The following is a 20,343-nucleotide window of genomic DNA, read 5'->3' as shown; positions in this document are numbered from 1 at the left end:
GAAGGGCTCCCCTTCTCTTTCTCTCTTGTTACCTCGGAGTGAACCATGCACCCGGACGCCGCCGGGCGGCTACACGTTTCCCGGGCAGGCTGTCGCCGCAGGGCCCTCATGGACCGAACTCGCTCGCAATTGCCGTATCCACGTGCGATTTCGGTCGTTGCCGGACTCCGTGGCGGTCTCCCGGTCAGGCTTCGGGCATGCCGGTCGCGGCGCGGCGGTTCACGGGGTCACGGCCCGTCCCGGAGCGGGGCCCCGGGGGACGACGCGACCGTCGGGGATCCGCCGCCGGCCACGGTGGACGGCGCCGTGGAGCCCACCACGCACGTCGCCCTCGACCGGCCACCCCCGGGTCCGGACTGTGGAAACCCGACAGTCGCGGCCCGGCGGCGCTGTCAGAGGCCGATTCCTTGGTTGAGCGGTGGTACCGATAGGTTTTCGATGAACCACACCGCCAAGGAAAGGGTGATCCGTTGAGCCGCTCGGTTCTCGTCACCGGAGGAAACCGGGGCATCGGCCTCGCCATCGCCCGAGCCTTCGCCGACAGCGGCGACAAGGTCGCCGTCACCTACCGCTCGGGAGAGCCTCCGCAGGAGCTCACCGAGGCGGGTGTCCTCGCGGTCCGCTGCGACATCACCGACACCGAGCAGGTGGAGCAGGCCTACAAGGAGATCGAGGAGAAGCACGGTCCCGTGGAGGTGCTGGTCGCCAACGCCGGTATCACCAAGGACCAGTTGCTGATGCGGATGACCGAGGACGACTTCACGTCCGTGCTCGACACCAACCTCACCGGCACCTTCCGCGTCGTCAAGCGCGCGAACCGTGCGATGCTGCGCGCCAAGAAGGGCCGTGTCGTCCTCATCTCCTCCGTCGTCGGCCTCCTCGGATCGGCGGGCCAGGCCAACTACGCTGCGTCCAAGGCGGGCCTGGTCGGCTTCGCCCGTTCGCTGGCCCGTGAGCTCGGCTCGCGGAACATCACGTTCAACGTCGTCGCACCCGGGTTCGTCGACACCGACATGACCCAGGCGCTCACCGACGAGCAGCGCAAGGGGATCGTGTCCCAGGTGCCGCTCGGCCGTTACGCGCAGCCCGCCGAGATCGCGGCCGCGGTGCGCTTCCTCGCGTCGGACGACGCGTCGTACATCACTGGAGCCGTCATCCCCGTTGACGGCGGATTGGGCATGGGTCACTGATCACCATGAGCGGAATTCTCGACGGCAAGCGCATCCTCGTCACGGGCGTGCTGATGGAGTCGTCCATCGCCTTCCACACCGCGAAGGTGGCCCAGGAGCAGGGCGCCGAGGTCATCCTGACGGCCTTCCCCCGGCCGACGCTGACCGAGCGCATCGCCAAGAAGCTCCCCAAGCCCGTCAAGGTCCTCGAGCTCGACGTCACCAACGACGAGCACCTGGCCCGCCTCGCCGGCCTGGTCAAGGACGAGCTCGGTTCGCTGGACGGCGTCGTGCACTCCATCGGCTTCGCGCCGCAGGACGCCCTCGGCGGCAACTTCCTGAACACGCCCTTCGAGTCGGTGGCCACCGCGATGCACGTCTCGGCGTTCTCGCTGAAGTCGCTCGCCATGGCCTGCAAGCCCCTGATGAACGACGGCGGCTCCATCGTCGGCCTCACCTTCGACGCGCAGTTCGCCTGGCCCCAGTACGACTGGATGGGCCCGGCCAAGGCCGCGCTGGAGGCGACCTCCCGTTACCTCGCCCGCGACCTGGGCAAGGACGGCATCCGCTGCAACCTGGTCTCGGCGGGCCCGCTGGGCTCGATGGCGGCCAAGTCCATCCCGGGCTTCGGCGAGCTCGCGGACGTCTGGAACCACCGCTCCCCGCTGGAGTGGGACATGGCCGACCCGGAGCCGGCCGGCCGCGGGGTCGTCGCCCTCCTTTCGGACTTCTTCCCGAAGACGACGGGCGAGATCGTCCACGTCGACGGCGGCGTGCACATGATGGGCGCCTGACCGCCTCCCACCGCTCACCGACGGCCGCGTACCCCTCACCGGGTACGCGGTCGTCGCGCGTGTCCGGGGGCTCTCCCGTGCTCGACTCGAAAAGCTGGCCGTTCCACCGCAGAATGTGGAGGAACCGGACTTTTGGTCAGGCTGCGGGGAGGAGACCGTTGTGCGCTCCACACGTCGCAGAACCTGGGCCCTGCTCGCCACCGCCGCCGTCGTCGCGGGACTGCTGACCCCGGTGGCCGTGAGCGCGGCGAACCGGGCGGGCAACTCGGCGGTCCCCGTCGCACCGGAACCCGAGCCCGCGGGCGCGGAGTGCCGTACGTCGGTCGAGGGGTCCCGGGTGGTCGCCTACTGCCACAACCCCTACCCCAGCACGGATCTCGTCCAGCTCCACACCGAGTGCGCGCGCTGGTGGGACGTCGACGCCGACGGCGGCCCGGTCGCGGTGCAGCCCGGCCGGACGGTCAAGCTCGAGGACCGCTGCTGGAAAGAGGTCGGCTCGGCCTGGGTCAGCCATTCGGTGTCTTGAAACGCCTGCTCAGACCCGTTCCTGGAGACAGTTCAGCGCATGGGCGGCGGCCTCCGCGGCCGCCGCCTCCGCGTCACCCGCCCTGATGGCCTCGACGAGCCGCGCATGGTCCATGTGCGCCTCCGGCCGCAGCTCCGGACCCACGTCGTCGCGCAGGTAATCGCGCAACAGGTCGTTCAGATCGGCGTAGAGCTCGGTCAGCACGTCGTTGTGCGAGGCGGCGACGACCGCCAGGTGCAGGGTGGCATCCGCCGCCACGAAGGCCTCGGCGTCCCCGGACACCCACGCCGCCTCACGCCTCGCCATCAGTGTGTCCAGCTGCCGCAGGTCACGGTCCGTACGCCGCAGGGCGGCCAGCCGTGCGGCCGAGGACTCCAGCGTGGAACGCAGCTCGGCGACGTGCCGGGGGTCGGCGTCCGCGAAGCGCCGGTGCATGACCCCGGCCAGCTCGCTGGTCGCCACCACGTACGTCCCGGAGCCCTGGCGGATGTCCAGGAGTCCGTTGTGCGCCAGGGCGCGCACCGCCTCGCGCACCGTGTTCCGGGCGACCCCGAGCTGCTCGACCAGCTCGGGCTCGGTGGGGATCCGCGAGCCCACGGGCCACTCACCCGTGGTGATCTGGTTCCTCAGCTGGGCGATCACCTGGTCGGCGAGAGCCGAACGCCGCGTGGACGTCAGAGCCATGCTGCTCCTTGCTCGTGTTCCGGAAAGGCGGTCCGGGAGGTGCGGGCCCGTCGGACGTCACTCCGATTGTCCCAGGCGGAGAGCGGAAGTGGACAGTCAATCATCCCATGATTCTATGATGGGTCTCATGCGTCATGACGAGACCCCGATCCTGAGCCCTCCCGCCGCCCCCGCCACGGGACGCGAGAGGCCCGCGCCCGGACCTTCTCCCTGGCTGCTGCGGATCGCGACCGTCGGTCTCGTCCTTGCCGCGCTCAACCTCCGGCCCGCCATCACCAGCCTCGGCCCCCTCCTCGAGGAGGTCCGGGACGGACTGCACATGAGCGGCAGCATCGCCGGGGTCCTCACCTCGGTGCCGCCGCTGTGCTTCGCGCTGTTCGGCTTCATGGCGCCCCGCCTGGCCCGCCGGTTCGGCCCCAGCGCCGTCGTCTGCGCCGGCATGGCGGCCATCGCCGCCGGCCTGCTGCTGCGCCCCTTCGTGGGCGGCACCGCCGGGTTCCTCGCCGCCAGCGCCCTCGCGCTCATGGGCATCGCGGTCAGCAACGTCCTGATGCCCGTCATCGTGAAGCGCTGGTTCCCCGACCGCGTCGGCACCATGACCGGCCTCTACTCGATGGCGCTGGCCCTCGGCACCGCACTCGCCGCCGCTCTCACCGTGCCCCTCACGAACGCCCTGGGCGGCGGCTGGAGGACGGGGCTGGTGATCTGGGCCGCCCTGGCCGTGGTCGCCGTCGTGCCCTGGGTCCCGCTCCTGAAGGACCGAGGAGACGCGTCCGGGCAGGCCGCGGGAGCCCCCGCGCCACCCGCGCTGAAGATCACCCGCAGCCGGACGTCCTGGGCGCTCGCCTGCTTCTTCGGGCTCCAGGCCACGGCCGCGTACATCACCATGGGCTGGATGCCGCAGATCTTCCGGGACGCGGGGCTCTCGGCGGGCACCGCCGGTGTCCTGCTCGCCGTGATCATGGCCATGGGCGTCCCCCTGGCCTTCGTCATCCCCCGGGTCGCCACCCGGTTGCGGACCCAGGGCCCGATCGTCCTCGTCCTCAGCGGATGCGGCCTCCTCGGCTACGCGGGTCTCTACCTGGCCCCGGCCGGCGGTGCCTGGCTCTGGGCCCTGCTGCTGGGCGTCGCCAACTGCGCCTTCCCGCTCGCCCTCACCATGATCGGGATGCGCTCGCGCACCGGTGCCGGCGTGGTCAGGCTCTCGGCCTTCGCGCAGTCCACCGGCTACCTGATCTCGATCCCCGGCCCGCTGCTGGTCGGGGTGCTCTACCAGCACAGCGGCGGCTGGGGCCTTCCCCTCACCCTCATGGCGGCCCTCCTCGTCCCCCAGACGGTGGCGGGAGTCCTCGCGGGCCGGGACCGGACGATCGAGGACGAATGCTGAGATGCGACACTGTGCGCATGCCAGTGCTCGATCCGAATCCCCAGAACGGCCAGAAGAAGCTGCTCCTCGTCTTCGGGACGATGCTTCTCATCTCCGTGGTCATCGGCGTGATCGCCACGATCGCCTCCCCCTGACCCCCTGAATCCGCCCGGGGGTGGGGCCTGCACCCCTGTCCCCTAGGGGGCCAGGGTCAGGGTCCAGTGGGTGGGTCACCGGATGGGCCCGCCACCGCGCCGCCCGTAGGTTCGAGGTGACACAGCCGAGGACCCCACGGAGGCGGACATGCCGGCCCGTACACACACCCGGACCCACCGCCCGTCCACGGACGCCGTCGAGGTCCGGCTGCCGTGGTGGGCCGTCACGCTTCCCGCCCTCGCCTTCGCCGTGCTCCTGCTGCTGATCGTGGAACCCGGACAGGCCCATGCGGACACCGGCGCCCCCGTGATCGGACGCCTGGTGGAGCGCATCCTGGCGCTGCTCGCCGTCTGATCCGCACGAAAAGGCCTCGTGGGCGAGCATGTCAACACCCTGCGCCCGGACGCGTAATCCGTGCGAAGCTGAGGTGTATGAGCGCCGATACACCTCGCAGGATCGTCCTTCTCAGGCACGCAAAGGCGGAATGGTCGCAGGACTCCGACCACGAGCGGCCACTGGCGGAACGGGGCAGGAAGGACGCCCCCGTCGCCGGCCGCAGGCTTGCCGACTCAGGAACCGTCTTCGACCTCGCTCTGTGCTCGACCGCCACCAGGACCCGCGAGACCTGGAAGCTGGCGGTCCACGAGTTCGCGCAGCGCCCCAGGACCGTGTACGAGGAGAGGCTCTACGAGGCCTCCCTCGGTGAACTGATCGCCCTGTTCGGCGAGACCCCCGACGACGTGCGCAATCTGCTGGTCGTCGCCCACAACCCCGGCATGCACGGTGCCGCCGACGCGCTCTCCGGCACGGCCGAGGGCGACGCGCTCGCCCGCATGACCAGGGACGGCTTCCCGACCGCCGCGTATGCCGTCGTGGAGTTCTCCGGTCCTTGGAAGAGCCTGGAGCACGGGGTGGGCAAGCTCGTCGAGTACTGGACGCCGAACGACTGACACCGGGCGCCCGACGACGGAGCACCACGTACGAAGGGCGCCGGCACACGATCGTGTGCCGGCGCCCCTCATGTCGTCCCCGCGCGGTCAGTCCACCAGTCCGTCGGCGGCCTCGACCTCTTCGCGGGTGATCCCGAGCAGGTAGAGCACCGTGTCGAGGAACGGGACGTTCACCGCGGTGTGCGCGGCCTCCCGGACGACCGGCTTGGCGTTGAAGGCGACTCCCAGACCGGCCGTGTTCAGCATGTCCAGATCGTTCGCGCCGTCACCGATCGCCACCGTCTGCGCCAGTGGGACCCCCGCCTGCTCCGCGAAGCTCCGCAGCAGCCGCGCCTTGCCCGCCCGGTCCACGATGTCACCCACGACCCGGCCGGTGAGCCTGCCGTCGACGACCTCCAGCGTGTTGGCCGAGGCGAAGTCGAGCCCGAGACGCTCCTTCAGATCGTCCGTGACCTGGGTGAAGCCCCCCGAGACCACGCCCACCTGGTAGCCGAGCCGCTTGAGCGTCCGGATGAGGGTGCGCGCACCGGGAGTCAGCCTGACCTCGGCCCGCACCTTCTCCACCACCGACACGTCCAGCCCCGCCAGCAGCGCCACCCGCGCGTGCAGGGACTGCTCGAAGTCGAGCTCGCCGCGCATCGCCTGCTCGGTCACCGAAGCGACCTCGGCCTCGCAGCCGGCATGGGCCGCGAAGAGTTCGATGACCTCGTCCTGGATGAGCGTGGAGTCGACGTCCATGACGACCAGCCGCTGGGCCCGGCGGCTCAGTCCGGCCGACACGACGGCGATGTCGACGCCGAGCCCGGCGGCCTCCGGCGCCAGGGCGGTCCGCAGGTCCTCGGTCCCGGTGCCGGACACGGCGAACTCGACGGCGGTGACGGGGTACTTCGCCAGACGGAAGATGCGGTCGATGTTCCCGCCCGTGGAGGTGATCCTGGCCGCTATGGCCGCCGTGGACTCGGCCGTGAGCGGGTGCCCCAGGACCGTCACGTGCGAACGCCCGTCACCGCGCGGACGGTTGTCGCCGGTACCCGAGATGATCTCGGCCTGCAGCTTCAGGGACTCCGCCCAGCTGTGCACGGTCGCCCGGAGGTCGCCCTCCGTCGTGCCGGGCTCCGGCGAGGTCACCAGGGCGCACAGCACGATGCGGCCACGGGTGACGACCTGCTCGATGTCCACGACGTCGACGGCGTAGGCGGCCAGGGTGTCGAAGAGCCCGGCGGTGATACCCGGCCGGTCCTTCCCGAAGATCTTGACGAGAAGTGTGGGGGCGTCCGTGCCTCGCGGGGGCTCGGGGGACTCAGGAGACCGAGGTGGCTGAGATGCGCTCATGGTGGTCCCACCGTATAGGGCTGCGGGGGCGGGTCCAGAGGCCGTCCCGAGTGGCGGACAGCCCGTGGCCGGATTCCGACGGCGCCCCGAGCCCGCGCGAGCGCGCCTGGGATGGGGTGCTCCGGGCTGATTCCTCCCGACTCGGCAGCGGTGCCGAGGAGCCTCCGCGCGGTCTTCACGCCGCCCGGCTTTCCGTTACGGGACCGCTCCTGGAATAGTTCCCCACGATGTTCAGCATCCCTAGGCTCCCTGCGACGGGGGCGACTCGGGGGACAACTAGTGGGGCGCGGAGTGCCGGAACTCGTACTGGAATTGAACGGAAGGACCTGGACGCTCGATCCGTCCAGGTCGTACACCCTCGGACGTGATCCGCAGGGCGACATGACGATCGACGACGCCAGGGTCTCGTGGCGGCACGCCACGATCAGCTGGAACGGCCGAGGCTGGTCCATCGAGGACCACGGCAGCACCAACGGCACCTATGTGCAGGGCCGGCGCGTCCAGCAGACGGAGATCGCCGCGGGAACGTCCGTCCGCCTGGGCAACGCCACCGACGGACCTCGGCTGGACCTCACCGCGGCGGCGGTCGCCGGAGCGCCCGCACCGCAGGCGCGACAGGCTCCCGCGCAGCAGCCGCAGGGCGCCGCGGCCTGGCCCGCCGCCCCCGCGCAGCAGGCTCCCGCACACCAGGCCCCGCAGCAGCCCGCCTGGCAGCAGGCACCGCAGCAGCAGCCTCCGGTCCCGCACCAGCAGAACCGCGGCGGTGCGCCCGGCGGCGGGGCGGGTACTCCGCCCGTCTACGGGGACCGCAGCCCGACCACGTTCCACCAGCTGGACCTCGGCCGCGTGATGCGCATCGGCCGTGCGCTGGAGAACGAGCTGGTCGTCTCCGACCTCCAGGTCTCACGTCTGCACGCCGAATTCCGGGCGACGCCGGACGGCCGGTTCGAGATCCGCGACCTCGGGTCCCACAACGGGACCTACGTCAACGGCCAGCCGCTCAGCAAGTCCGGCTCCGCCCTCATCGGCCCGAACGACATCGTCGGCGTCGGTCACTCGACCTTCCGGCTGGTCGGGGACCGGCTGGAAGAGTTCGTCGACACCGGTGAGGTCTCCTTCTCCGCCCGCCACCTCACGGTGACCGTCGACGGCGGCAAGGACATCCTCAGGGACGTCTCCTTCGGTGTCCCGGAGAAGTCCCTGATCGCCGTGATCGGTCCCTCGGGCTCCGGCAAGTCCACCCTGCTCAAGGCGCTCACCGGCTACCGGCCCGCCAACCAGGGTGACGTCCTCTACGACAACCGGAACCTGTACAAGCAGTTCGCCGAGCTCCGGCAGCGCATCGGCCTGGTCCCGCAGGACGACATCCTGCACAAGGAGCTCACGGTCACCCGGGCTCTGCGGTACGCGGCCAAGCTGCGCTTCCCCGCGGACACCACCGAGGCCGAGCGCACCGCCCGGATCCACGAGGTCCTCGCCGAGCTCAAGCTCGACATCCACCGCGACAAGAAGATCACCTCGCTCTCCGGCGGTCAGCGCAAGCGCGTCTCGGTCGCCCTGGAGCTGCTGACCAAGCCGTCGCTGATCTTCCTGGACGAGCCGACCTCGGGCCTCGACCCCGGCATGGACCGCGACGTCATGCAGCTGCTGCGCGGCCTCGCCGACGACGGCCGCACGGTCCTGGTGGTCACGCACTCCGTGGCCGAGCTGGCCATCTGCGACAAGCTCCTGGTGATGGCGCCCGGCGGGTCCGTCGCCTACTTCGGGCCCCCCGAGGAGGCCCTGAACTTCTTCGGCTACACCAGCTGGGCCGACGTCTTCTCCGCGTTCGAGAACTACCGCGACTACGACTGGGCGGGCCGCTGGCGCGGTTCGCAGCACTACCAGATGTACGCCGCGGACATCGATGCCGTCGCCGTGCAGCCCGTGCACATGCCGCCGCCGCAGCAGATCCGCCCCCCGAAGCCGTCGGGCTGGGCGGCCCAGCTCTGGACACTGATGCGCCGCTACATCTCGGTGATCGCGTCCGACAAGGGGTTCCTGCTCCTGATGGTGCTGCTGCCCGCCGTGCTCGGCGTCGTCAGCGTGGTCATCCCCGCCGAGTTCGGCCTGGCGGAGCCCGATCCGCCCTCCCGGTTCAACGGCAAGGCCGGAACGATCATGCTGATCCTCGCGGTCGGCATGTGCTTCGCCGCCGCCGCCAACTCCGTACGAGAGCTGATCAAGGAACGGGTGATCTACGAGAGGGAACGGGCCACCGGCCTCTCCCGCTCCGCCTATCTGCTGTCCAAGGTGATCGTCCTCGGCGTGATCACGGCCTTGCAGGGCGTGATCATCTGCGGGATCGGCTTCTCCACCCGCCAGCTGCCGGAGGAGGGCCTGTTCATGCCTCCCGCCGCCGAGATCTGCGTGTCGATCATCGTGCTCGGCTTCGTCTCGATGATGTTCGGCCTGATGATCTCCGCGCTGGTGAAGACCGCCGAGAAGACGATGCCGCTGCTCGTCATGTTCGCCATCGTCCAGGTCGTGTTCACCGGTGTGCTCTTCCAGGTCTACGGTTCGCCGGGCCTGGAGCAGTTCGCCTGGCTGATGCCCTCGCGCTGGGCGGTCGCCGCGGCCGGCACGACGCTCGACCTCGCCCACCTCATGCCGCCGTGGGACCCGAAGAACCCGACGGACCTGGATCCGCTGTGGGAGCACACGGCCGGCCAGTGGGGCATCAACATCACGGTCATGCTCGTCATGAGCGCCGTCCTCTTCGTCGCGGTCTCCCGGATGCTGCGGCGCCACGAGCCCGAGGTGATGCGCAAGTAACGGGCCCGCACCGGACCCGGAAACGCCCGAGGGCGGCAACCCCGTGGGGTGCCGCCCTTCGGCATGTGCCGGCCGGTCACGCGACGCTGCGGACCGGCGGGCCCGCTATGCCAGGCCTTGCTCGGTGCGTGGCTCAGTACGCGCTGTCGACGTTGTCGATCGAGCCGTACTTGTCCGCGGCGTAGTTGGCGGCCGCGGTGATGTTGGCGACCGGGTCGTACTGGTCGTGCTTGGTGCCCTTGACGTGGTAGAAGTCGAAGGTCGGCTTGATGACCTGCAGCAGACCCTTCGAGGGGATGCCGTTGATCGCGTTGATGTCCCAGTTGTTGATGGCGCGCGGGTTACCGCTGGACTCACGGATGATGTTGCGGTGCAGGCCCTCGTACGTACCGGGGATCTTCTTCTCGTGCATGATCGACAGGGCCTCGCGGATCCAGCCGTCCAGGTTGTTCGCGTAGACCGGCTTGCGGTCGGCGGCGCGGCTGGCCTTCTTGGCGGAACGCTTCTTCGCGTCGGCCTTGGCCTTCGCGGCGGCCTTGCTCTTGGCCTCGGCGACGGCCTTGGCCTTCGCCTCCGCCTTGGCGGCGGCCTTCTTCTTCGCGGCCTCTTCCTTGGCCTTGGCCGCGTCGGCGGTCTTGGCCAGACGCTCGGCCGTCGTGTTCTGGCTCAGACCGGTGGCCTTGAGGCTCTGCGTCTGCGAGCCGGTGTAGGCGACGGGCGCGGCGGCAGCGGCGGCCTGCGGCTCCGTGGTGGCCGAAGCGTCGTTCGGGACGAGCGAGAAGGCGACAGCGGCGGCGGCCAGGGTGGAGACCCCCGCGACGGAGAGCTTCTGCGTCTTGTTCAGACGACGGCTACGGCTGGAGATGCGGGACACGGACATACAGTCGTACCTCTTCGAATAGCAGGGGTCCTCGGCGAGGACGCAGACGGAAGAGCCGGGGGCATCTCCGTCGGGGACAGATGCAATTCTTAGCGCCAGCAAAATGGCCTGGCAAAGGTGTGACGTACGAAGCTGGATAGTGGAAGGGGGTCTTGTTAATCCCTCCTTGTCCGGTTTGAGCCTTGGCGACTTGCCCGATTTGGGAGAACTATCCTTCTTCGTAAGTGACGTGGGCCCTATGCCTGGGCTCACATCAGACCCCCTCGGCGCTCACAAATAGTTGCTACAGCGATGCGGAACGTAAGGGGCTTTTAGGGCAGAGGGAGGGGTGGGGCGGGCGTCCCGCCCCACCCCTGCGCCGAAGCCGGGCACCGCACTTCGGCCTAGGTCCGAGGCCCCGTACGGGGGAGGTCCGCAGCCCGATACGGCCCCTGCGCCCCCGCCGGTACGGTGAGCGCATGAGTCATCGCCCGCCGTCGGGCCTCGCCGCGGTCAGCGCGGCGCTGCTCGCCATGAACCGGCACCTGGAGATGAGGGACGTCCTCAAGACGATCGTCGCCTCGGCCCGGGAACTGCTCGACGCCGAGTACGCCGCCCTCGGTGTGCCGGACGACCACGGAGGCTTCGCCCAGTTCGTCGTCGACGGCGTCAGCGACGAACAGTGGAAGGCCATCGGACCGCTGCCCCGCCAGCACGGCATCCTGGCGGCGATGCTCCACGAGGCGAAGCCCCAGCGCCTCGCCGACGTCCGCAAGGACCCCCGGTTCGAGGGGTGGCCCGACGCCCACCCCGACATGTCCGACTTCCTCGGCCTGCCGATCCAGGACGGCGACGAGACCATCGGCGCGCTCTTCCTGGCCAACAAGCGATGCCCCAGGCCCACGGGCGGCTGCGGTTTCACGGAGGAGGACGAGGAACTCCTGGAGATCCTCGCCCAGCACGCGGCCATCGCCCTCACCAACGCCCGGCTCTACGAACGCAGCCGCGAGCTCACCATCGCCGAGGAGCGCTCCCGGCTCGCCCATGAGCTGCACGACGCCGTCAGCCAGAAGCTCTTCTCGCTCCGGCTGACCGCACAGGCCGCGGCGGCGCTCGTCGACCGCGACCCGGTGCGGGCCAAGGGCGAGCTCCAGCAGGTCGCCACCCTCGCCGGGGAAGCCGTGGACGAGCTGCGCGCGGCCGTCGTCGAGCTGCGCCCCGCGGCCCTGGACGAGGACGGTCTGGTCGCCACGCTCCGTACCCAGGTCCAGGTGCTGGACCGGGCCCACAGTGCGCGCGTCACCTTCACGAGCGCGGGTGTGCGGGCCCTGCCGGCCGCTCAGGAGGAGGCGATGCTCAGGGTCGCCCAGGAAGCCCTGCACAACGCCTTGCGCCACTCCGGTGCCGGGCAGGTCGACGTCAGCCTCGCCCGCAGCACCACCACCGCGGTGCTGCGGATCACCGACGACGGCTGCGGCTTCGACCCGGACGTCGTCCGGCGCGCGGGCCGGCACCTGGGCCTCGTCTCCATGCGGCACCGGGCCGGTGGCGTCGGCGGCCGGCTCGTCGTCGACTCGGAGCCCGGCACGGGCACCACGATCCAGATGGAGGTCCCCTGTGGCTGACAAGATCATCAAGGTGCTGCTGGTCGACGACCACCAGGTCGTCCGCAGGGGACTGCGCACCTTCCTGGAGATCCAGGACGACATAGAGGTGGTCGGCGAGGCGTCGGACGGAGCGGAGGGCGTCGCCAGGACCGAGGAGCTGCGGCCCGACGTGGTCCTCATGGACATCAAGATGCCCGGTACGGACGGCATCGAGGCGCTGCGCAGACTCAGGGAGCTGGAGAACCCCGCCAGGGTCCTGATCGTCACCAGCTTCACCGAACAGCGCACGGTCGTGCCCGCGCTCCGGGCGGGGGCGTCGGGCTACGTGTACAAGGACGTGGACCCGGACGCCCTGGCCGGCGCCATCCGCTCGGTCCACGCGGGGCACGTCCTGCTCCAGCCGGAGGTCGCGGGCGCGCTGCTGGCCCAGGAGGACACGGGCAACGGCACGGGGCGGGGGAGCACCCTGACCGAGCGGGAACGCGAGGTGCTCGGACTGATCGCCGACGGCCGCTCCAACCGTGAGATCGCCCGGGCGCTGGTCCTGTCGGAGAAGACGGTGAAGACCCACGTCTCCAACATCCTGATGAAGCTCGACCTGTCGGACAGGACCCAGGCCGCGCTCTGGGCGGTCCGGCACGGGGCGGCGGGCTGAGGGGAGCCGTACCGACGGCTCCCCTCCGGCCCCGCCCCGGGCGACCCCGGCCAGGTCGCGGTGGAGGTCCGGGTGGACGTGGCCGGCAACACGGCCCGCGGCCGATCAGCGCCCCCGCTCCTCCACGTACGCGTTGTACGCCGCGACCTGCGCCCGCCTGGCCACCCGCTCCACCGGCCGCAGCGCCTCCCCCCGGGCCGCCATCTCGGACGCGCTCACCGCGCCGCCGTGCCCGTTCTCGTGCGCCACCGACACCAGGAGCCCCACCCGCTGGGCCAGCTCCAGCACCCGGACCGCCCGCGGCGGGTAACCCGGTGCCAGCACGTCCCGTCCTCGCTCCGCCCGCGCCCGGTAGGCGTCCACCGCGGCCTCCGCGACGGGGCCGGACCCGGCCACGTCCAGCCGCGACAGCACCGCCGTGGCGTCCCGCAACGCCTCGGCGAGCTCCCGTTCCGCCTCACCCAGCGACGGCACGTCGGCGGGCGGCGCCTCCCGGACCGGCAGGCAGCACCAGACCACCTCCACGTGCAGATCCCCGGCGGGCCCCGCCTCACTCACCTCCGGTACGAGCCCGTACGGCACCCCGGACGTCAGGACCGCCTCCTCCGCCTCCAGCGCCCGGGCGTTGAAGTCCGGCGGCCCGCTGAGCCCCAGCGGATGGCCCGGCACCGGCAGCGCGACCCGGAAACCGGTCGCCCCGAGCGACCTCAGCCGTCCGAGCGCCAGCGTGAGCCCCACGGGCCCCGCCTCACCCGGCAGCCCCTCCACCCGGTGCACCGCGTCCTCGCCGACGATCGCGAGCGCGGCGTCGTCCGGCGACACAAGTCCGGCCAAAAGAGCGTTTCCCCATGCGGCGAGCCGCCCTGAGCGTGGTTCCGAAAGCATGGGGACAGCCTAGGGAACGGCCCCAGGGCCTGAGCACTCCCCGGGTGGCGTAGGTTTTCCCTGGGAGCTGTGCCCACAGGCACGCGACGATCTCGACACTGTATGGGGAGACAACGCGCCATGAGCGATGTACTGGAGCTGGTGGACGTATCCGTGGTCCGCGACGGACGCGCTCTGGTGGAAGACGTCTCCTGGTCGGTCAAGGAGGGGGAGCGCTGGGTCATCCTCGGCCCCAACGGCGCCGGCAAGACCACGCTCCTGAACATCGCCTCCAGCTACGTCTTCCCGAGCACCGGTACGGCCACGGTCCTCGGCGAGCGGCTCGGCGGGGTCGGCACCGACGTGTTCGAGCTCCGCCCCCGCATCGGCATCGCCGGCGTCGCCATGGCCGAAAAGCTCCCCAAGCGCCAGACCGTGCTGCAGACGGTGCTCACCGCCGCGTACGGCATGACCGCCACCTGGCACGAGGACTACGAGGCCGTCGACGAGGAGCGCGCCCGCGCCTTCCTCGACCGCCTCGGCATGACCGACTACCTCGACCGCAAGTTCGGCACCCTCTCCGAGGGCGAGCGCAAGCGCACCCTCATCGCCCGCGCCATGATGACCGACCCCGAGCTGCTCCTCCTCGACGAGCCCGCGGCTGGACTCGACCTCGGCGGACGCGAGGACCTGGTCCGCCGCCTCGGCCGCCTCGCCCGCGACCCGTACGCCCCCTCCATGGTCATGGTCACCCACCACGTCGAGGAGATCGCGCCCGGCTTCACGCACGTCCTGATGATCCGCCAGGGCAAGGTGCTCGCCGCGGGCCCCATGGAGACCGAGCTCAGCTCCCGGAACCTCTCCCTCTGCTTCGGCCTGCCGCTCGTCGTCGAGCACCACGGCGACCGCTACACCGCCCGCGGACTGCCCCTCGGCCAGTAGGCGCACCACAGCCAACCTCCTCTGCGCCCTGTCGGGGAAGGGGCCCGCGGTCCTACGATGACCATGTGGACATCGACGCGTGGGTGTGGTGGCTGATCGGCGCGGTGGGACTGGGCATTCCCCTCGTCCTGACCGCGATGCCCGAATTCGGGATGTTCGCCGTGGGAGCGGTGGCGGCGGCCGTCGTCGCGGCCCTCGGCGGCGGGATCGTCGCCCAGGTCCTGGTGTTCGTCCTCGTGTCGGTGGCGCTCATCGCGGTCGTGCGCCCGATCGCGGCCCGGCACCGTACGAGCAGCTCCCCGCACGCCACCGGCATCGACGCACTGAAAGGCCGTCAGGCGGTCGTCCTGGAACAGGTCGACGGCAGCGGCGGGCGCATCAAGCTCGCCGGTGAGGTCTGGTCCGCACGCTCACTCGACGCCGACCAGATCTTCGAACCCGGCCGGCAGGTGGACGTCGTGGACATCGACGGTGCAACGGCCGTCGTCATGTGAGCGAACCGGTCACACGGCAGGCCGCAGTCTGCCAAACTCGAAGTCGATCATCATGAGAATGCGACCGTCTTGACCGATCGACCTCGATCACCGCGATCCGTCGGCAACCGAAGGGCACGAGGCACACGATGCAACCGATCATCATCGTCCTGATCATTCTGGTGGTGCTCGTCTTCATCGCCCTGATCAAGACGATCCAGGTCATCCCGCAGGCCAGTGCCGCGATCGTCGAGCGCTTCGGCCGCTACACGCGCACACTCAACGCCGGGCTGAACATCGTCGTCCCGTTCATCGACTCGATCCGCAACAGGATCGACCTCCGCGAACAGGTCGTCCCCTTCCCGCCCCAGCCGGTGATCACCCAGGACAACCTCGTCGTCAACATCGACACCGTCATCTACTACCAGGTGACCGACGCCCGCGCCGCGACGTACGAAGTCGCCAGCTACATCCAGGCGATCGAGCAGCTCACCGTCACCACCCTCCGCAACATCATCGGCGGCATGGACCTCGAGAGGACCCTGACCTCCCGCGAGGAGATCAACGCGGCACTGCGCGGAGTCCTCGACGAGGCCACCGGCAAGTGGGGCATCCGCGTCAACCGCGTCGAGCTCAAGGCCATCGAACCGCCCACCTCCATCCAGGACTCGATGGAGAAGCAGATGCGCGCCGACCGTGACAAGCGCGCCGCGATCCTCACCGCCGAAGGCATCAGGCAGTCCGCGATCCTCACCGCGGAGGGCGAGAAGCAGTCCGCGATCCTGCGCGCCGAAGGTGAGGCCAAGGCGTCGGCCCTGCGCGCCGAGGGCGAGGCCCAGGCCATCCGCACGGTCTTCGAGTCCATCCACGCGGGCGACCCGGACCAGAAGCTCCTCTCGTACCAGTACCTCCAGATGCTCCCCAAGATCGCCGAGGGCGACGCCAACAAGCTCTGGATCGTGCCCAGCGAGATCGGCGACGCGCTCAAGGGACTCAGCGGCGCCTTCGGCAACCTCGGCAGCGGTGCACCCGGTTTCAACACCGGTACGGAGCGCAGGGAGCAGCCCCCGGTCGAATAGCGGCGAAACACCTTCGTGCATGATCAGTGAGGCCCCTCGACCTTCATGGCGGGGAGGCATCACTGACCATCGAAGGAGATGGCCTTGTCCATCTGGGAAATGCTCGCCGTCTTCGCCGCCGGGATCGGCGCCGGCACGATCAACACCATCGTCGGCTCGGGCACGTTGATCACCTTTCCGGTACTGCTCGCCACCGGTCTGCCCCCGGTCACCGCGACCGTGTCCAACGCCCTCGGCCTGATCCCCGGCTCCATCAGCGGCGCCATCGGCTACCGCGCGGAACTCGCCGGCCAGTGCCGCCGGACCCTGAAGCTGGGCGTCGGCGCACTGATCGGCGGCCTCGCCGGGGCCGCCCTCCTGCTCTCCCTGCCCTCCACGGCATTCGAGACGATCGTCCCCGTCCTGGTGGCCCTCGCGCTGGCCCTGGTCATCCTGCAGCCCCGCATCAGCCGGGCCGTGCAACGCCGTCGTGAGCGCACCGGCACGTCCGCCCGCCCCGACGGCGGCCCTCTGCTGTTCACGGGCCTGATGCTCGCCAGCGTCTACGGCGGCTACTTCACGGCGGCCCAGGGCATCATCTACCTCTCCCTGATGGGCATGCTGCTCGACGACACGATGCAGCGCCTGAACGCCGTCAAGAACGTCCTCGCCGCCGTCGTCAACAGCGTCGCCGCGCTCTTCTTCCTCTTCGTCGCGGACTTCGACTGGACGGCGGTCGTCCTCATCGCGGTGGGTTCGGCGATCGGCGGCCAGGTGGGCGCCAAGGTCGGCCGCCGGCTCAGCCCGGGCTTCCTGCGTGCCCTGATCGTCGTCGTCGGCACCGCGGCCATCGTCCAACTGCTGCTGCGCTGACGCACGGAGCCCGTCCCCTCACGACGGGGTACGGGCTCCTAGCCCGGCCGTGCGGACGGCCGGGGCGGTCACGCCGCCGAGCGCGTCAGCCACTCCGGGAGTGCCGAACGGTCGCCGGCGCCCAGCGCGAGCAGCATCGCGTCCGCCGGCGACGGCACGTACGGCTGACGCAGCAGCGGCATGCCGGCCTGCTCCGGTGTCCGGGCCGCCTTGCGGTGGTTGTCCTCCGCGCACGAGGCCACGGTGTTCAGCCAGGTGTCCTGGCCTCCCTGGGCCCGGGGCACCACGTGGTCCACGGTGCTGGCCCGCCGCCCGCAGTACGCGCACCGGTGCTGGTCCCGTATCAGCACCCCCCGTCTGGACCACGGAGCGTGTCTTCGGAAGGGCACCCGTACGTACCGGCAGAGCCTGATCACCTGTGGAACCGGGATGTCCACGGCGGCACCACGCATACGGAGCCCGGGATGCGACTGCTCGACGACGGCCTTGTCCTGCAGGATCAGGACGACCGCGCGGTTCAGCGTCACCGTCGACAGCGGCTCGAAGCTCGCGTTGAGTACAAGTGTGTCCCGCATCCCGCCCACCTCCCGTGTGCCGCCCGTCTGTCGGCGGGCCCGGATCAACTCTGTCCGGGCGGACCGTGATGGACAACGCAATAAAAAGTGCCCTGCCCTGGTCTCTCCAAGACCAGGGCAGGGCAAACGGGAGGCGAACGTTCAGCTTTCGGGGGCGGCGTACTCCCCGATCAGCTGGGCCCGGCCAAGTGTGTGGAAACGCAGGTTGAAACCGACCACGGCGGGTGAGGCGTCACTGTCCGGCCCGAGCTTCTCGGTGTCCACGGCGTACACCGTGAAGACGTAACGGTGGTTCTCCCCGGCAGGCGGCGCGGCTCCGCCGAACTCCTTCGTCCCGTAGTCGTTACGGGCCTGGACGGCACCTGCGGGAAGCCCCTCGAACGACCCGCTCCCCGCACCGGCCGGAAGCTCCGTCACGGTGGCGGGAATGTCGAAGAGCACCCAGTGCCAGAAACCGCTGCCCGTCGGCGCGTCCGGGTCGAAGCACGTCACCGCGAAGCTCTTCGTCTCCGCGGGGAAGCCCTCCCAGCGCAGCTGCGGCGAGGTGTTCCCCGCCGCGAACACCTGGGCCTGGGCCAATACGGCGCCCGGCGCGAGGTCCTCGCTCACCACGGTGAACGGGGGGACCTCGGGATGGAAGTCGTGCGGCAGCGGCGCCCTCTTCGGCTCGGTCACGTCAGCACCTCTCCTGATCGGCTGTGCGATGTCTTCCCACCGACCCTAGGGGGTGATCAGAGCCAGTTGCGCTGTCCGCCGACCTGGGCGAGCCACTGGTTGAGGTACGCGGCCCAGTCCGTGCCCTGGAAGTCGTTCAGACCCACCTTGAACGCACGGTAGGAGTCGCTGCCCTCGCTGAAGAGGCCGGGCTTCTTGTCCATCTCCAGGACGACGTCCATCTCCCGGTCGTCCGCGACGAACGTCAGCTCCACCTGGTGCAGCCCCCGGTACTGCTGCGGCGGGAAGAACTCGATCTCCTGGTAGAACGGCAGGCGCTGCCGGGTGCCGCGGATGTGACCCCGCTCCATGTCGGCGCTGCGGAAGCCGAAGCCCAGCTGCCCGAAGGCGTCCAGGATGGCCTGCTGCGCGGGCAGCGGGTGCACGTTGATCGGGTCGAGATCCCCCGAGTCCAGGGCGCGGGCGATCTCCAGCTCCGTCGTCACCCCGATGTTCATGCCGCGCAGGTGCTGCCCGGCGAACATCGTGATCGGCGTCTCCCAGGGGATCTCCAGACCGAACGGCACGACGTGCACCGCGCCGGCCTGCACCTCGAACGCACCGCCGAGCCGCAGCTTGCCGAACTCGATGTCCTGCTTGGTCTCCTGGTCCCCGCCCTCGACCTCGACCCGCGCCTGCAGCCCGACCGAGAGACCCTCGATCTGCTGGGCCACGGATCCGCCCTGGATCCGTACCTCGCCCTGGACGACTCCGCCAGGAACGACGTTGAGTTCGGTCAGTTCGGTCTCGACCGAAGCACCGCCGGCACCCATGCTCGCGAGCAGCCGCTTGAAGCCCATGTTTTCCTCCTAGGTCCTGACCCCTACATACGCGCCATGACCGTAGCCGGTTCCCGTCGCACCGAGCCCAGTACCCTCGGACTCCATGGACAAGGGCATGGACCGCACGCCGCTCGGGCGGGAGTTCTTCGACAGGCCGGTCCTGGAGGTGGCACCCGACCTCCTGGGCCGTGTGCTCGTCAGGAGCACCGACGAGGGTGCGATCGAGCTGCGGCTCACGGAGGTGGAGGCCTATGCCGGGGAGATCGACCCCGGCTCCCACGCCTACCGCGGCCGGACGGCCCGCAACAGCGTGATGTTCGGCCCGCCGGGGCATTCGTACGTCTACTTCACGTACGGGATGTGGCACTGCCTCAACCTGGTCTGCGGACCCGAGGGCAAGGCGAGCGGTGTCCTGCTCCGGGCGGGGGAGATCCGCGTCGGGGCGGAGATGGCCCGCAAACGTCGTTTTTCGGCCCGCCATGACAGAGAACTGGCCAAAGGGCCCGCGCGTCTGGCCACCGCCCTCGATGTCGACCGCGCGTTGAACGGAGTCGACGTGGTGGCCGGCCGGCGGCGGCCGCTGTCCGTCCTCCAGGGATCTCCGGTCTCGCCCGACCAGGTGCGGAGCGGTCCGCGCACCGGTGTGGGCGGAGCCGGCGCCCACCAGCCCTGGCGCTTCTGGATCGACGGCGACCCGACGGTGAGTCCGTACCGGGCCCACGCGCCCCGCCGCCGCGCAACTTGACTCGCCCCTGCCGTTTCCCTAATGTAGTCCGAGCCGCTTGAACGGATGCAGTTGTTCTTGGCGCGGTCCATCGGACCGGGTCGAAGCATCGTGAGAGGGCCAACCACTACCTACGATTCACCCCTGGCGGGTGCAATTTCGGCATGCCGAAATTTGTCCGAACGACTCGATTATGAGTCGCCGAGGAAATCAGCTAAAGTAGTGACCACGCCGAAAGGGAAACGCGAAAGCGAAGAACTGGAAAGCGAAAAGTAGTACCGCAGTAACCCGCTTCGACCGGGAATCGGACACGAAAGAGTCTGATACAGTCGGAAACGCAAGAACGAAGGGAAGCGCCCGGAGGGCCCCGGTGAAACGGGACCGAAGGAAGCGTCCGTTCCTTGAGAACTCAACAGCGTGCCAAAA

The 20,343-nt window shown here is 69.9% G+C and carries 22 protein-coding genes; 15 read left to right on the top strand and 7 right to left on the bottom strand.

What is annotated here, in order from left to right; all coding sequences use genetic code 11:
• Positions 1 to 470 precede the first annotated feature (470 nt).
• The 3 genes from fabG (at position 471) to IA22_RS0130595 (ending at position 2,489) form a co-directional block, all read left to right on the top strand.
• Positions 471 to 1,190 (top strand): 3-oxoacyl-[acyl-carrier-protein] reductase, encoded by a 720-nt coding sequence (fabG, locus tag IA22_RS0130605; protein WP_014157013.1) that lies wholly within the window; start codon positions 471 to 473, stop codon positions 1,188 to 1,190.
• Positions 1,191 to 1,195: 5 nt separating this feature from the next.
• A complete protein-coding gene (gene fabI / locus IA22_RS0130600) occupies positions 1,196 to 1,963 on the top strand; it encodes an enoyl-ACP reductase FabI (protein WP_014157014.1) in 768 nt (255 codons plus the stop codon).
• A 160-nt stretch (positions 1,964 to 2,123) separates the two neighbouring features.
• Entirely contained in the window at positions 2,124 to 2,489 is a 366-nt protein-coding gene (locus IA22_RS0130595; protein WP_015576660.1) for a hypothetical protein, read from the top strand.
• Between the two features lie 9 nt (positions 2,490 to 2,498).
• Here the strand turns inward: IA22_RS0130595 and IA22_RS0130590 are convergent, their stop codons facing one another.
• Positions 2,499 to 3,173, bottom strand: a complete 675-nt coding sequence (locus IA22_RS0130590; RefSeq protein ID WP_014157016.1) for a FadR/GntR family transcriptional regulator — start codon at positions 3,171 to 3,173, stop codon at positions 2,499 to 2,501.
• 127 nt (positions 3,174 to 3,300) lie between these two features.
• Between IA22_RS0130590 and IA22_RS0130585 the strand changes: the two genes are divergently transcribed.
• The 4 genes from IA22_RS0130585 to IA22_RS0130570 all read left to right on the top strand — a co-directional run bounded on the left by IA22_RS0130585 (position 3,301) and on the right by IA22_RS0130570 (position 5,645).
• The gene (locus IA22_RS0130585; RefSeq protein ID WP_030125461.1) at positions 3,301 to 4,560 is read left to right on the top strand and encodes a CynX/NimT family MFS transporter; all 1,260 of its coding nucleotides are present in this window, start codon (positions 3,301 to 3,303) and stop codon (positions 4,558 to 4,560) included.
• A 17-nt stretch (positions 4,561 to 4,577) separates the two neighbouring features.
• Positions 4,578 to 4,694, top strand: coding sequence for an SGM_5486 family transporter-associated protein (locus IA22_RS38055; protein ID WP_086010434.1), 117 nt, complete (start codon positions 4,578 to 4,580; stop codon positions 4,692 to 4,694).
• Between the two features lie 148 nt (positions 4,695 to 4,842).
• Positions 4,843 to 5,049 (top strand): hypothetical protein, encoded by a 207-nt coding sequence (locus IA22_RS0130575; RefSeq protein ID WP_014157019.1) that lies wholly within the window; start codon positions 4,843 to 4,845, stop codon positions 5,047 to 5,049.
• A gap of 77 nt (positions 5,050 to 5,126) precedes the next feature.
• Positions 5,127 to 5,645 carry a SixA phosphatase family protein gene (locus IA22_RS0130570; RefSeq protein WP_014157020.1) on the top strand — a complete coding sequence of 173 codons (519 nt, stop codon included), beginning with the start codon at positions 5,127 to 5,129 and terminating at the stop codon, positions 5,643 to 5,645.
• Positions 5,646 to 5,732: 87 nt separating this feature from the next.
• On the opposite strand, the gene serB is transcribed toward IA22_RS0130570, so the two are convergent.
• Positions 5,733 to 6,977, bottom strand: coding sequence for a phosphoserine phosphatase SerB (serB, locus tag IA22_RS0130565; RefSeq protein WP_030125460.1), 1,245 nt, complete (start codon positions 6,975 to 6,977; stop codon positions 5,733 to 5,735).
• Positions 6,978 to 7,256: 279 nt separating this feature from the next.
• Here serB and IA22_RS0130560 point away from each other — a divergent pair, with 279 nt between their 5' ends.
• On the top strand, positions 7,257 to 9,791 hold the full coding sequence (locus IA22_RS0130560; protein ID WP_030125459.1) for an ABC transporter ATP-binding protein/permease: 2,535 nt from the start codon (positions 7,257 to 7,259) through the stop codon (positions 9,789 to 9,791).
• A gap of 133 nt (positions 9,792 to 9,924) precedes the next feature.
• Here IA22_RS0130560 and IA22_RS0130555 read toward each other — a convergent pair whose 3' ends face one another.
• A complete protein-coding gene (locus IA22_RS0130555; protein ID WP_014157023.1) occupies positions 9,925 to 10,671 on the bottom strand; it encodes a transglycosylase SLT domain-containing protein in 747 nt (248 codons plus the stop codon).
• Positions 10,672 to 11,129: 458 nt separating this feature from the next.
• Between IA22_RS0130555 and IA22_RS0130550 the strand changes: the two genes are divergently transcribed.
• Both IA22_RS0130550 and IA22_RS0130545 read left to right on the top strand, forming a co-directional pair.
• Positions 11,130 to 12,275: a GAF domain-containing sensor histidine kinase gene (locus IA22_RS0130550; RefSeq protein WP_014157024.1), complete on the top strand. Its 1,146-nt coding sequence runs from the start codon at positions 11,130 to 11,132 to the stop codon at positions 12,273 to 12,275.
• Positions 12,268 to 12,912 (top strand): response regulator, encoded by a 645-nt coding sequence (locus tag IA22_RS0130545; protein WP_014157025.1) that lies wholly within the window; start codon positions 12,268 to 12,270, stop codon positions 12,910 to 12,912. Before IA22_RS0130550 ends, IA22_RS0130545 begins: the two co-directional genes overlap by 8 nt.
• A 105-nt stretch (positions 12,913 to 13,017) precedes the next feature.
• Here IA22_RS0130545 and IA22_RS0130540 read toward each other — a convergent pair whose 3' ends face one another.
• On the bottom strand, positions 13,018 to 13,797 hold the full coding sequence (locus IA22_RS0130540; protein ID WP_030125458.1) for a hypothetical protein: 780 nt from the start codon (positions 13,795 to 13,797) through the stop codon (positions 13,018 to 13,020).
• Between the two features lie 120 nt (positions 13,798 to 13,917).
• Here IA22_RS0130540 and IA22_RS0130535 point away from each other — a divergent pair, with 120 nt between their 5' ends.
• The 4 genes from IA22_RS0130535 (at position 13,918) to IA22_RS0130520 (ending at position 17,122) form a co-directional block, all read left to right on the top strand.
• Entirely contained in the window at positions 13,918 to 14,718 is an 801-nt protein-coding gene (locus tag IA22_RS0130535) for an ABC transporter ATP-binding protein (RefSeq protein WP_014157027.1), read from the top strand.
• 65 nt (positions 14,719 to 14,783) lie between these two features.
• Complete coding sequence (locus tag IA22_RS0130530; RefSeq protein WP_015576653.1) at positions 14,784 to 15,212, top strand: NfeD family protein; 429 nt, start codon at positions 14,784 to 14,786, stop codon at positions 15,210 to 15,212.
• Positions 15,213 to 15,340: 128 nt separating this feature from the next.
• Positions 15,341 to 16,270: an SPFH domain-containing protein gene (locus tag IA22_RS0130525; RefSeq protein WP_014157029.1), complete on the top strand. Its 930-nt coding sequence runs from the start codon at positions 15,341 to 15,343 to the stop codon at positions 16,268 to 16,270.
• A gap of 78 nt (positions 16,271 to 16,348) precedes the next feature.
• Positions 16,349 to 17,122 (top strand): sulfite exporter TauE/SafE family protein, encoded by a 774-nt coding sequence (locus IA22_RS0130520; RefSeq protein WP_030125457.1) that lies wholly within the window; start codon positions 16,349 to 16,351, stop codon positions 17,120 to 17,122.
• Between the two features lie 68 nt (positions 17,123 to 17,190).
• Here IA22_RS0130520 and IA22_RS0130515 read toward each other — a convergent pair whose 3' ends face one another.
• From IA22_RS0130515 to IA22_RS0130505, 3 genes are all read right to left on the bottom strand, one after another.
• Positions 17,191 to 17,697: an HNH endonuclease gene (locus tag IA22_RS0130515; protein WP_014157031.1), complete on the bottom strand. Its 507-nt coding sequence runs from the start codon at positions 17,695 to 17,697 to the stop codon at positions 17,191 to 17,193.
• A 141-nt stretch (positions 17,698 to 17,838) separates the two neighbouring features.
• Positions 17,839 to 18,372 (bottom strand): YbhB/YbcL family Raf kinase inhibitor-like protein, encoded by a 534-nt coding sequence (locus tag IA22_RS0130510; RefSeq protein WP_014157032.1) that lies wholly within the window; start codon positions 18,370 to 18,372, stop codon positions 17,839 to 17,841.
• A 56-nt stretch (positions 18,373 to 18,428) separates the two neighbouring features.
• On the bottom strand, positions 18,429 to 19,211 hold the full coding sequence (locus tag IA22_RS0130505) for a sporulation protein (RefSeq protein WP_030125456.1): 783 nt from the start codon (positions 19,209 to 19,211) through the stop codon (positions 18,429 to 18,431).
• Between the two features lie 85 nt (positions 19,212 to 19,296).
• Here IA22_RS0130505 and IA22_RS0130500 point away from each other — a divergent pair, with 85 nt between their 5' ends.
• The gene (locus IA22_RS0130500) at positions 19,297 to 19,938 is read left to right on the top strand and encodes a DNA-3-methyladenine glycosylase (protein ID WP_015576648.1); all 642 of its coding nucleotides are present in this window, start codon (positions 19,297 to 19,299) and stop codon (positions 19,936 to 19,938) included.
• Positions 19,939 to 20,343: the final 405 nt, after the last annotated feature.

The sequence above is a fragment of the Kitasatospora papulosa genome, assembly GCF_000717245.1.
Lineage (GTDB): Bacteria > Actinomycetota > Actinomycetes > Streptomycetales > Streptomycetaceae > Streptomyces > Streptomyces papulosus.
This window is presented reverse-complemented; position numbering and strand designations above follow the sequence as displayed.

Excerpts from the sequence above, each read along its gene's own strand:
- fabI (WP_014157014.1), top strand. The coding sequence starts at position 1,196 with ATGAGCGGAATTCTCGACGGCAAGCGCATCCTCGTCACGGGCGTGCTG.
- IA22_RS0130590 (WP_014157016.1), bottom strand. The coding sequence starts at position 3,173 with ATGGCTCTGACGTCCACGCGGCGTTCGGCTCTCGCCGACCAGGTGATC.
- IA22_RS0130585 (WP_030125461.1), top strand. The coding sequence starts at position 3,301 with ATGCGTCATGACGAGACCCCGATCCTGAGCCCTCCCGCCGCCCCCGCC.
- IA22_RS38055 (WP_086010434.1), top strand. The coding sequence starts at position 4,578 with ATGCCAGTGCTCGATCCGAATCCCCAGAACGGCCAGAAGAAGCTGCTC.
- IA22_RS0130575 (WP_014157019.1), top strand. The coding sequence starts at position 4,843 with ATGCCGGCCCGTACACACACCCGGACCCACCGCCCGTCCACGGACGCC.
- IA22_RS0130570 (WP_014157020.1), top strand. The coding sequence starts at position 5,127 with ATGAGCGCCGATACACCTCGCAGGATCGTCCTTCTCAGGCACGCAAAG.
- serB (WP_030125460.1), bottom strand. The coding sequence starts at position 6,977 with ATGAGCGCATCTCAGCCACCTCGGTCTCCTGAGTCCCCCGAGCCCCCG.
- IA22_RS0130555 (WP_014157023.1), bottom strand. The coding sequence starts at position 10,671 with ATGTCCGTGTCCCGCATCTCCAGCCGTAGCCGTCGTCTGAACAAGACG.
- IA22_RS0130550 (WP_014157024.1), top strand. The coding sequence starts at position 11,130 with ATGAGTCATCGCCCGCCGTCGGGCCTCGCCGCGGTCAGCGCGGCGCTG.
- IA22_RS0130540 (WP_030125458.1), bottom strand. The coding sequence starts at position 13,797 with ATGCTTTCGGAACCACGCTCAGGGCGGCTCGCCGCATGGGGAAACGCT.
- IA22_RS0130535 (WP_014157027.1), top strand. The coding sequence starts at position 13,918 with ATGAGCGATGTACTGGAGCTGGTGGACGTATCCGTGGTCCGCGACGGA.
- IA22_RS0130525 (WP_014157029.1), top strand. The coding sequence starts at position 15,341 with ATGCAACCGATCATCATCGTCCTGATCATTCTGGTGGTGCTCGTCTTC.
- IA22_RS0130520 (WP_030125457.1), top strand. The coding sequence starts at position 16,349 with ATGGCCTTGTCCATCTGGGAAATGCTCGCCGTCTTCGCCGCCGGGATC.
- IA22_RS0130515 (WP_014157031.1), bottom strand. The coding sequence starts at position 17,697 with ATGCGGGACACACTTGTACTCAACGCGAGCTTCGAGCCGCTGTCGACG.
- IA22_RS0130505 (WP_030125456.1), bottom strand. The coding sequence starts at position 19,211 with ATGGGCTTCAAGCGGCTGCTCGCGAGCATGGGTGCCGGCGGTGCTTCG.
- IA22_RS0130500 (WP_015576648.1), top strand. The coding sequence starts at position 19,297 with ATGGACAAGGGCATGGACCGCACGCCGCTCGGGCGGGAGTTCTTCGAC.